Annotated in this window: 6 protein-coding genes; 5 read left to right on the top strand and 1 reads right to left on the bottom strand. The window is 24.6% G+C overall.

Annotated features, from left to right (window positions below; translation table 11 throughout):
* The first annotated feature begins 5 nt into the window (after positions 1–5).
* The 4 genes from rplJ to rpoC are packed head-to-tail and all read left to right on the top strand — an operon-like array spanning position 6 to position 9,098.
* Positions 6–554: a 50S ribosomal protein L10 gene (gene rplJ, locus H0H41_RS02270; protein WP_185872091.1), complete on the top strand. Its 549-nt coding sequence runs from the start codon at positions 6–8 to the stop codon at positions 552–554.
* 38 nt (positions 555–592) lie between these two features.
* Positions 593–964 carry a 50S ribosomal protein L7/L12 gene (rplL, locus tag H0H41_RS02265; protein ID WP_185872090.1) on the top strand — a complete coding sequence of 124 codons (372 nt, stop codon included), beginning with the start codon at positions 593–595 and terminating at the stop codon, positions 962–964.
* 44 nt (positions 965–1,008) lie between these two features.
* Complete coding sequence (gene rpoB / locus H0H41_RS02260; protein WP_185872089.1) at positions 1,009–4,821, top strand: DNA-directed RNA polymerase subunit beta; 3,813 nt, start codon at positions 1,009–1,011, stop codon at positions 4,819–4,821.
* Between the two features lie 41 nt (positions 4,822–4,862).
* Positions 4,863–9,098: a DNA-directed RNA polymerase subunit beta' gene (gene rpoC, locus H0H41_RS02255; RefSeq protein ID WP_185872088.1), complete on the top strand. Its 4,236-nt coding sequence runs from the start codon at positions 4,863–4,865 to the stop codon at positions 9,096–9,098.
* A gap of 2 nt (positions 9,099–9,100) precedes the next feature.
* Here rpoC and glnS read toward each other — a convergent pair whose 3' ends face one another.
* Positions 9,101–10,747, bottom strand: a complete 1,647-nt coding sequence (glnS, locus tag H0H41_RS02250) for a glutamine--tRNA ligase (RefSeq protein ID WP_394798449.1) — start codon at positions 10,745–10,747, stop codon at positions 9,101–9,103.
* 82 nt (positions 10,748–10,829) lie between these two features.
* Here glnS and H0H41_RS02245 point away from each other — a divergent pair, with 82 nt between their 5' ends.
* The gene (locus H0H41_RS02245) at positions 10,830–12,122 is read left to right on the top strand and encodes a bifunctional folylpolyglutamate synthase/dihydrofolate synthase (protein ID WP_223843723.1); all 1,293 of its coding nucleotides are present in this window, start codon (positions 10,830–10,832) and stop codon (positions 12,120–12,122) included.
* Positions 12,123–12,163 lie beyond the last annotated feature (41 nt).

The following is a 12,163-nucleotide window of genomic DNA, read 5'->3' as shown; positions in this document are numbered from 1 at the left end:
AAAATATGAATAATAATAAAAAGAAAAAAAAAGAAAAAGAATTATTGGAATTATTTTCTATATTATCCAATAATAAAACAATATATTTTATCAATATATCTAATTTAAATTCTAATCAAATATTTATTCTTAGAAAAAATTTTTATGAATTTAATATTAAAATGAAAGTAATAAAAAATACTTTATTAAAAAAATCTTTAGAAAAAATAGAAAATAAAAAATTTTCTTCATTTTTTTCTATTTTAAATGGAAATACTACTATTTTATTTTCAAATTTAGAAAATGGAAATATAGCTTCAAAAATTATAAAAAATTTTCATATTCAAGAAAAATGTGAAAGTCCATATTTAAAAGGAGCTTATGTTAATGAGTCTTTTTATTTTGGAAATAAAGATTTGGATATTCTAATTAATATTAAATCTAAAGAAGATTATATTATTGATATATTATATATACTGCAATTTCCAATAGAAAATATTATTTTATCTATTAAAGATAAAATATGTAATATATTAGAATCTATTAGAAGAAAAAAAATACAAAATATAAATTGAAATTATTGAAATTTAAGTATTACTAATATTAAATAAATATGATAGAAAAGCTAGCAGAACAATTAGTAAATTTAACTGTTAAACAAGTTAATGAATTAGCCTCAATATTAAAAAAAAAATATGGAATAGAGCCATCTAGTTTTGTAAAAACAGAAAATATTTCTTCTCAAGAAGATAAAATTTCTAAAAAAGAGGAACAAAATATTTTTAATATAATTTTAAAATCATCCGGTAATTCTAAATTATCTGTAGTAAAATTAGTAAAAGAAATAACAGGAAAAGGACTTAAAGAGTCTAAAGATTTAGTAGATAATATTCCTAGTACTCTTAAGGAATCTGTTAATAAAAAAGAAGCAGAAGATTTGAAAAATAAATTTGAAGAAATAGGAGCTGAAGTAGAATTAAAATAATATAGTTTTTTTTTGAAAAAAAATTTTCTATTAAATTAAAATTGGTGAATACAGAAAAAATATCAGAAAGAATAACTTTTGCTTCAGTAGCAAAAAAAATTGAATATCCTGATTTTTTGGATATTCAAATAAAATCATTTAAAGAATTTTTCCAATTAGATACAAAACCTGAAAATAGAAAAAATGAAGGATTATTTAAAGCTTTTACAGAAAATTTTCCTATTTCTGATGCAAGAAATTCTTTTGTTTTAGAATTTAAAGGTTATTCTATAGATTCTCCTAGATATTCTATAGAAGAATGTATTGAAAGAGGATTAACTTATAGTGTTCCTTTGAAAGCTAAATTAAAATTATACTGTACAGATCCAGAACATGAAGATTTTGAAACAGTATATCAAGATGTTTATTTAGGAACATGTCCATATATGACTCCTTCTGGATCATTTATTTTTAATGGAGCAGAAAGAGTTATTGTCTCTCAATTACATAGATCTCCAGGTGTTTTTTTTGGTCAATCTCATCATGCTAATGGAACTAAACTTTATTCAGCTAGAATTATTCCATTTAAAGGATCATGGATTGAATTTGCTACAGACATTAATAATGTAATGTATGCATATATCGATAGGAAAAAAAAATTACCGATGACAACTTTGTTACGTGCTATAGGATATGAAAGAGATAAAGATATATTAGAGATTTTTGATTTAGCTGAAGAAGTTAAAATTATAGATGATGGAAAAAATATTTTAAATAGAACTTTAGCTGCTAGAATATTAAGAATATGGCATGAAGATTTTGTAGATGAAGATACAGGTGAAGTAGTTTCTATAGAAAAAAATGAAGTTCTTGTAGATAGAGATGTTCTTTTAAAAGAAGAACATCTTGATCTTATAAAAAATCATGAAATAAAAACTATTTTATTGCATAAAAAAGGAGGAATAAAAAAAGATTATTCAATTATTTATAATACTTTACATAAAGATCCAACAAATTCAGAAAAAGAAGCTGTAGAATATATTTATAGACAACTTAGAAATACCGAACCTCCAGATGAAGAAACTGCTAGAGGAGTTATTGATAAACTTTTTTTTTCTGATACAAGATATAGTTTAGGTCCTGTAGGAAGATATCGTTTAAATAAACGTCTTGGATTAAATATAGATTCTCATTATTTAGTTTTAACAAAAAAAGATATTATTGCAATTGTAAATCATTTAAATGCTTTATTTAATTCAAAAAGAGAAGTAGATGATATTGATCATTTATCTAATAGACGTGTTAGGACTGTAGGAGAACAACTTTATACTCAATTTAGTATTGGTCTTGCAAGAATGTCTAGAACTATACGAGAAAGAATGAATGTTCGTGATAATGAGGTATTTATGCCTGTAGATTTAATTAATGCTAAAACATTATCATCTGTTATAAATACTTTTTTTGGAACAAATCAATTATCTCAATTTATGGATCAGACAAATCCTTTATCTGAAATTACTCATAAAAGAAGGCTTTCAGCTTTAGGTCCAGGAGGGTTATCTAGAGAAAGAGCTGGTTTTGAAGTTCGAGATGTTAATTATTCTCATTATGGTAGATTATGTCCAATTGAAACTCCAGAAGGTCCAAATATAGGATTAATATCTTCTCTTTCTGTATTTGCAAAAATTAATAATATGGGTTTTGTAGAGACACCATATAGGACAGTTATTCATCAAAAAGTAGATTTTAAATCTAAAGTAAAATATTTAAGTGCAGAGGAAGAAGAAGGAAAAATTATTGCACAAGCTAATGCAATTGATAAAAATGGTAGTTTTTTATCTGATAGAATTATAGCTCGTGAAGATGGAGATTTTCCAATAGTAAAAGCAAATCAAATAGATTATATAGATGTTGCACCAAATCAAATAGCTTCTATATCTGCTTCATTAATTCCTTTTTTGGAGCATGATGATGCGAATAGAGCTCTTATGGGCTCTAATATGATGCGTCAAGCAGTTCCATTATTAAAACCTGAATCTCCAATTGTAGGTACTGGATTAGAAAAACAAATAGCAAGGGATTCTCGTATTTTAATTAATGCAAAAAGAAATGGTATAGTAGAATATATTGATTCTAGAAAAATAATTATTCATTATGATAAAACAGATAAAGAATCTTTAGTTAGTTTTGAATCTGATATTCAAATTTATGATTTAATTAAATTTAGAAAAACTAATCAGAATACATGTATTAATTTAAAACCTATTGTTAAAAAAGGAATGAGAATTATAAAAGGACAAATATTATGTGAAGGATATGCAACAGAAAATGGAGAATTAGCTTTAGGAAGAAATTTAAAAGCTGCATTTATTCCATGTAATGGATATAATTTTGAAGATGCTGTTTTAATTTCTGAAAAAGTAGTTAGTGAAGATTGGTTTACTTCTATACATATAGATGAATATTCTTTAGATGTTCGTGATACAAAATTGGGAATGGAAGAATTTACTAATGACATTCCTAATGTTAGTGAAGAAGCTACTAAAGATTTAGATAAAAATGGAATTATAAGAGTTGGAGCAGAAGTAAAACCTGGTGATATTCTTATTGGAAAAATAACACCAAAAGGAGAATCTGATCCTACTCCAGAAGAAAAATTATTAAGAGCTATTTTTGGAGATAAAGCAGGAAATGTAAAAGATGCTTCTTTAAGAGCTGAACCATCTTTATTTGGAATTGTTATAGATACAAAACTTTTTACTAGAAGTATAAAGGATAAAAAAACAAGAGTTCAAGATAAAATTCAAATAGAATCTTTAGAAAAAGAATATGAAAAAAAATTTTTAGATATTAAAAATATTTTAATAAAAAAATTGTTATTTATTTTAAATGGTAAACTATGTTATAGTTCTGTTTTTAATAATCAAAAAAAAGAAATAATAGAAAAAGGTAGTGAATTTAATATTAAAATATTTGATAAAATATCAGATTATATAGGCATTTATTCGGATAGTTGGACGGATAATGATGAAACAAATGATTTAGTTTCTGAAATATTACATAATTATAAAATATCAATAGGAGATTTAACGAGTACTTTAAAACATAAAAAATTTTCTATCACAGTTGGAGATGAACTTCCTTCTGGAATTGTTAAAATGGCAAAAGTATATATTGCTAAAAAAAGAAAATTAAAAATAGGAGATAAAATGGCAGGTAGGCATGGAAATAAAGGAGTAGTGGCACGTATACTTAGAGAAGAAGATATGCCTTTTTTAGAAGATGGGACTCCTGTTGATATTGTTTTAAATCCATTAGGAGTTCCTTCTAGAATGAATATAGGACAAATATATGAAACAGTATTAGGATGGGCTGGTAAAAAATTAAATATTAAATTTTCAACACCTATATTTGATGGTGCTACGATAGATCAAATATGTGAATTTACAGATAAGGCTAAAATTTCTCGTTTTGGAACTACTTATTTATTTGATGGAGGAACAGGAGAAAGATTTGATCAACCTGCAACAGTTGGTGTTATATATATGTTAAAATTAGGTCATATGGTTGATGATAAAATGCATTCTCGTTCTATAGGTCCTTATTCTTTAATTACTCAACAACCTTTAGGTGGTAAAGCTCAATTTGGAGGGCAACGTTTTGGAGAGATGGAGGTATGGGCTTTAGAAGCTTTTGGAGCATCTAATATTTTACGTGAAATATTAACGGTTAAATCAGATGATGTAATAGGAAGAGCTAAAACTTATGAATCAATAGTAAAGGGAGAAATTATGCCTGAGCCTAATAATCCAGAATCTTTTAACGTTCTTTGTTATGAATTAAAAGGATTAGGATTAGATATTCGTTTAGAAGAATAAGAGTAAATTTTTATTAATTAATTATATGTTTAAAAAAAACAATGAATAGAAAGAAAAACAATAAATTTAATAAAATAATTATTAGATTAGCTTCTCCAGAAGTTATATTAAAAGAATCTCATGGTGAAGTTTTAAAACCAGAGACGATAAATTATCGGACTCATAAACCAGAAAGAGATGGTCTCTTTTGTGAAAGAATTTTTGGACCAGTTAAAGATTATGAATGTGCATGTGGAAAATATAAAAGAATTCGTTATAAAGGAATTGTTTGTGATAGATGTGGTGTTGAAGTAACTGAGAAAAAAGTTAGAAGAGAACGTATGGGGCATATAAGTCTTGTAGTTCCTATTGTTCATATTTGGTGTTTTCGTTCATCTCCAAATAAAATTGGATATTTATTAGGACTACCTTCTAAAAAACTTGAAATGATTATTTATTATGAACGATATGTTGTTATTCAAGGAGGTATAGCTTTTCGTTCAGATGGTTCTTCTTTTCAAAAAGGTGATTTTTTAACTGAGGAAGAATATTTATATATTTTAAATAAAATCCCAAAGGGAAATCAGCAATTAGAAGATTCTGATCCTAATAAATTTATTGCTAAAATGGGAGCAGAATGTATAGAAGATCTTTTAAATCGTATTAATTTAGATGTTTTATCTATTGAATTAAGGGATCAAGCTAATCATGAAACTTCTAAACAAAGACGTATTGAAGCGTTAAAACGGTTACAAGTAGTAGAAGCATTTAGAGAAGGAAAAAAAAATGGAGGGAATCCATCTTGGATGATTATTCATGTATTATCTGTAATTCCTCCTGAATTAAGACCATTAGTACCTTTAGATGGAGGTCGTTATGCTGCTTCTGATATGACCGATTTATATCGTCGTGTACTTATCAGAAATAATCGTTTAAAAAGACTTATAGAAATTAAAGCTCCTGAAGTTATTTTAAGAAATGAAAAAAGAATGCTTCAGGAAGCAGTTGATTCTCTTTTTGATAATTCAAGAAAAGTATCTGCAGTAAAATCAGAAGCTAATCGTCCTTTAAAATCTTTATCAGATGCTTTAAAAGGAAAACAAGGTCGCTTTAGACAAAATCTTTTAGGTAAAAGAGTTGATTATTCAGCAAGATCTGTTATTGTCGTTGGTCCACATTTAAAATTACATGAATGTGGACTTCCTAAGGATATGGCAGCAGAACTTTATAAACCATTTATTATCCGTAAATTAATTGAAAGAGGTATAGTCAAAACAGTAAAATCTTCTAAAAAAATTATTGATAAAAGGGATCCTATGATATGGGATATTTTAGAAAATGTTTTAAAAGGACATCCTATATTATTAAATAGAGCTCCAACTTTACATAGATTAGGAATTCAAGCTTTTCAACCTAAATTAATAGAAGGTAAAGCTATTCAATTACATCCTTTAGTTTGTGCTGCTTTTAATGCAGATTTTGATGGAGATCAAATGGCAGTTCATTTACCATTGTCATATGGAGCTATCTTAGAAGCTCAACTTTTAATGTTAGCTTCTCAAAATATATTAAATCCGGCTAATGGATCTCCAATTACAGTACCTTCTCAAGATATGGTTTTAGGATTATATTATATGACAAAACCTTTATTATCAGATAATAAAAATAAAGTAAAAGGAGAAGGATTTATTTTTTATTCACCAGAAGAAGTTGAAATAGCATATAACCAAAAAGTTGTTGATTTACATGCCTTAATTAAGGTTAAAGTTAATTTTCGTGAAGAAGATAAATTTTTTAATAAATTAATAGAAACTACTGTTGGTAGAGTTTTATTTAATCAAGTTGTACCTAAGAAAGTAGGATTTATTAATGAATCTCTTACAAAAAAATCATTAAGAGAAATTATAAGTAAAATATTATTACTCACAGATGTTCCAACTACTGCAAATTTTTTAGATGATATTAAAGAATTAGGTTTTTATAATGCATTTAAAGGAGGTCTTTCTTTTGGATTAGGTGATATTATTATTCCTGATAAAAAAAAAGATATGGTAAATCATGCTATAAAACAAGTTGATAATATCAAAATGAATTATAATATGGGATTAATAACGAATAATGAACGTTATAATCAAGTTATTGATATATGGACAAATACTAATGCTATTCTTACAGAGAAAGTAATGAAATATATGAGAGAGGATAAACAAGGATTTAATCCTGTCTATATGATGTTAGATTCTGGAGCTAGAGGTTCTAAAGAACAAATACGTCAATTGTCTGGAATGCGTGGATTGATGGCGAAACCACAAAAAGCTGGATCTTCTGGAGGAGAAATTATTGAAAATCCTATTTTATCTAATTTTAGAGAAGGTCTTTCTATTTTAGAATATTTTATATCTACTCATGGAGCTCGAAAAGGATTAGCTGATACTGCATTAAAAACAGCAGATGCTGGATATTTAACAAGACGTTTAGTAGATGCAGCACAAGATGTAATTATAAAAATGGAAGACTGTAATACATTACGTGGTTTAGAAATATCAGCATTAAAAAAAAATGAAGAAATAGTAGAAACTTTATTTGATAGAATTTTAGGTCGTATATCTTTAAATAAGATTTATCATCCAAAATCGGATCAATTAATAATTGATTCTGGTGAAATGATTGATGAAAAAATAGCAAGAATAATTGATAAATCTGGAATAGAAATGGTAGAAGTACGATCTCCTTTAACCTGTGAAGCTAAAATGGGAATTTGTTCTAAATGTTATGGTCGTAATTTATCAACAGGAAAAATAATTCAAAAAGGAGAAGCAGTAGGAGTTATTGCTGCACAATCCATTGGTGAACCAGGAACTCAACTTACATTAAGAACTTTTCATGTTGGAGGAACCGCAGGAAATATTACAGAATCTTCACAAATAAGAGCTAAATATGATGGTATTATAGAATTTGAAGATTTAAAATTCGTTAAAACAAAAAAAAATTCAAAAAAATTAGGTATAGTAGTTTCTAGATCAACAGAAATGAAACTTTTTAATAAAAAAAAATCATCAATATTAATGATTAATAATATACCTTATGGAGCATCTTTATATGTAAAAAATGGAGATCAATTAAAAACAGGAGATATAATTTGTAAATGGGATTTATATAATGCAGTTATTATTGCAGAATTTTCTGGAATTATATCTTATCAACATTTAGAACAAGGATTAACCTTTCAAGTTGAAATAGATGAACAAACCGGATTTCAAGAAAAAGTAATAACAGAAGTAAGAAATAAAAATTTAGTTCCTACATTAAAAATATTGAATGATAAAAAAGAAGAATTAAAAGTATATAATCTTCCAGTAGGATCTCATTTAATGGTAGAAGATGAAGAAAAAATAGATATAGGAAAAATTTTAGTAAAAGTTCCTAGAAAATCAGCAAAATCAGGAGATATAACAGGAGGATTACCTCGTTTATCTGAATTATTTGAAGCACGTAATCCTTCTAATCCAGCTGTAGTTTCAGAAATGGATGGTATAGTTAGTCATGGAAAAATTAAACGAGGTAATAGAGAGATTATTGTAGAATCTAAAACAGGAGATATTAGAAAATATCTTGTTAAATTGACAAATCAAATTCTTGTACAAGAAAATGATTATATAAAAGCAGGAATGCCTTTATCAGATGGAGCTGTTACTCCTAATGATATTTTAAATATAAGAGGACCTAGAGCAGTTCAAGAATATTTAATTAAAGAAATACAAGAAGTATATCGTTTACAAGGTGTAAAAATTAATGATAAACATTTTGAAGTAATCGTTTTACAAATGATGAGAAAAGTAGAAGTATTAGATGTAGGAGATACTAAATTTTTAGAAGGAAGTATAGAATATAAAGATGATTTTATAGAGGAAAATGATAGAATTTTTCATATGAAAGTAGTAGAAAATTCTGGAGATTCTAATATTTTTAAAAATGGAGACATTGTTAATTATAGAGATTTAAGAAATGAAAATACTGTTTTAAAATATAAAAATAAAAAATTAATAAAAACAAGAAATGCAATTCCAGCAACAGCTAGACCTATATTACAAGGAATAACAAGATCCGCTTTACAAACAAAATCTTTTATATCTGCAGCATCATTTCAAGAAACAACAAAGGTTTTAAGTGAAGCAGCAATAAGTAGTAAAACAGATTATTTATATGGATTAAAAGAAAATGTTATAGTAGGACATAAAATTCCTGCAGGAACTGGATTAAGAGAATATGAAAATATTCAACCAGAAATTTTGCAATAAATTTATAAATGTTTTTTCCATTTATTTTTTATATAAACTGTTTTATTAAAAATAATTTTATTAATAGTAGAATTTTCTACATAAAAATAACCAATTCTTTGGAATTGAAAATGATCTCCTTTTTTTGCATTTTTTAAGGATGGTTCTGCATAACCTATAATTTGATCTTTTGATTTTGGATTTATATATTTATAAAAATTTGTATTTGGATTTTTTTTTAAAAAAAGAGGATTATATAAATTAATTTCTATAGGAAAAGAATGTTTTATAGATACCCAATGTAAAGTACTTTTTATTCTTCCTTTTTTTTCTACTTTTTCTTTTTTTCCAGATTTACTTTTTGGATCATAAGTACAATGAATTTCCTTTACTTCTCCTTTATAATTTTTAATTATTGAATTAGCTTTTATAATATAAGCATTTTTAAGTCTTACTTCCTTTCCAATACTAAGACGAAAAAAATTTTTTTTTTGCTTTTCCAAAAAATCGTCTTTTTCAATATAGATAAATTTTGAAAAAGGAATTTTTCTTTTACCAAAATTAGAATTTTCTGGATTATTTTCTGCTTCAATCCATTCAGTAGTATTTGTAGAATAATTATCAATAATTAATTTTATTGGATGAAATACTACCATTACTCTATGAGCTATTTTATTTAAATGTTCTCTAATCCAAAATTCTAAAAGAGATATATCAATTATATTATTTCTTTTTGAAATTCCTATTTTATGAACAAAATTTTTTAAAGCTATTGAAGTATATCCTTTACGACGTAATCCAGATATAGTTAATATACGCGGATCATCCCAAGATGGGATAATTTTTTTTTCAATTAAATATTGAATTTTTCTTTTACTAGTTATAGTATGACTTAAATTTAATCTGGAAAATTCTATTTGTTTAGGTATTATTTTATTTTTAAAATCATAAATTTGATTTAAATACCAATTATATAAAGGTCGTCTATTTTCAAATTCTAATGAACATAAAGAATGTGATATTTGTTCAATATAATCACATTGACCATGAGTCCAATCATAAGTAGGATAAATACACCATTGATTTCCAGTTTTATGATGTTTTTTTTGTAAAATTCTATACATAATTGGATCTCTCATATTCATATTTGGAGAACTCATATCAATTTTAGCTCTTAAAACACAAGATCCTTCTTTAAAAAATCCATTTTTCATTTTTTCAAATAAATATAAATTTTCATCTATAGATCTATTTCTATAATGACTATGAATTCCTATTTCAAAAGGTGTTTTTCTTTGAAATTGTATAATTTTTTGAGATTGATCATCTATATAAGCTTTATTTTTTTGAATTAATTTTATAGCCCATTTATAAAGTTTTTGAAAATAATCTGAAGCATAACTTTCTATATCCCATTTAAATCCTAAAAAAAGAATATCTTTTTTTATAGATTCTATAAATTTTTTACTTTCTCCTATAGGATTAGTATCATCAAATCTTAAATAAACTGGTGATTTATATTTTTTTCCTAATTCAAAATTTAAATAAATAGCTTTTACATGTCCAATATGGAGATATCCATTTGGTTCAGGAGGAAAACGAAATTTAATTTTTTCAATAGGAAATCCATTTCTTATATCTTCCTCTATAATTCTTTCAATAAAATGTATATGTGATTTTATTCCAATAAATAATTAGAAATCAACTTTAATACGAATATAACTAATTTTTTGAAAAAAATATATTTTTGTTATGTTATTTTTAACAATTTATAATTTGAATTATTTAGAAACTATTCAATGGATTTTTAATCGTCTTTTAATGTATCAAACATCAGGATTAAAATCATATAAACCAGGTTTAAAAAGAATAAAAAATTTTTGTTTTCATTTAGGAAATCCTCAAAATTATTTTAAAAGTATACATATAGGTGGAACAAATGGAAAAGGATCTACAGTTCATATGTTATCTTCTATTTTACAAGAAGAAAAATATAAAGTTGGATTATTTACTTCTCCTCATTTAATAGATTTTAGAGAAAGAATAACTTATAATGGAATTTTAATAGAAAAAGATTTTATTATTAATTTTATTAAAGATAATCAACAATTTATAGAAAAAGAAAAAATTTCATTTTTTGAAATGAATACAGCTTTAGCTTTTCAATATTTTAAAGAAAAAAAAGTTAATATAGCAATTATTGAAGTTGGAATGGGAGGTAGGTTAGATTCTACTAATATTATTATTCCAGAAATATCTGTTATAACAAATGTTAGTATAGATCATACAGAAACTCTTGGAAATAATAAATTAAAAATAGCCTTTGAAAAATCAGGAATTATTAAAAAAAATGTATCAGTAATCATAGGAAGAAAAATATCAAAAAATATACAATTTTTTTTTCTTAAAGATGCTTTAAAAAAAAATGCTCCAATTTATTTTTCTTTAAAAAAAAAAGAATATATAAAATATAAAATTCCTTTTAAAGCAAATTATCAAAATTTAAATAGAAGTATTGTATTAACAATTGTTAATATTTTACATTATAGAAAAAATATAATTATTTCTGATAAATCTATAAAAAATGGATTAAAAAATGTAATAAATAATACAAATTTTAAAGGTCGTTGGCAAATTTTACAAAAAAAAAATCCAAAAATTATTTGTGATATTGCTCATAATGAAGAAGGAATATACATGATTAATAATCAATTAAAAAAAGAATCTTATGATAACTTACATTTAATTTTAGGATTTGTAAAAGAAAAAAAAGTAGAAAAATTATTAAAATATTTTCCTATTGAATCTTTTTATTATTTTTGTCAACCTAAAATAGATAGAAAATTTCCCATTAATGATTTAAAAATATTAGTTTATAAAATGTTTCAAAATAATCAAAAAATAAATTTCTATCATTCTGTAAGAAATGCTTTTTTAGCTTCTAAAAAAAAAGCAAAAAAAAATGATTTAATTTTAATAACTGGAAGTACGTTTATTGTTTCTGAAATTTTACTATATTATAAAAATTTTTTTTCTTACATTTGAGTATAATAAATGAATTAAAAAAAAGTAAAAAAATAAATTAT

This window comes from Blattabacterium cuenoti (assembly GCF_014252255.1).
Taxonomy (GTDB): Bacteria; Bacteroidota; Bacteroidia; order Flavobacteriales; family Blattabacteriaceae; genus Blattabacterium; species Blattabacterium cuenoti_J.
This window is presented reverse-complemented; position numbering and strand designations above follow the sequence as displayed.

Excerpts from the sequence above, each read along its gene's own strand:
- H0H41_RS02245 (WP_223843723.1), top strand. The coding sequence starts at position 10,830 with ATGTTATTTTTAACAATTTATAATTTGAATTATTTAGAAACTATTCAA.
- rplJ (WP_185872091.1), top strand. The coding sequence starts at position 6 with ATGAATAATAATAAAAAGAAAAAAAAAGAAAAAGAATTATTGGAATTA.
- rplL (WP_185872090.1), top strand. The coding sequence starts at position 593 with ATGATAGAAAAGCTAGCAGAACAATTAGTAAATTTAACTGTTAAACAA.
- rpoC (WP_185872088.1), top strand. The coding sequence starts at position 4,863 with ATGAATAGAAAGAAAAACAATAAATTTAATAAAATAATTATTAGATTA.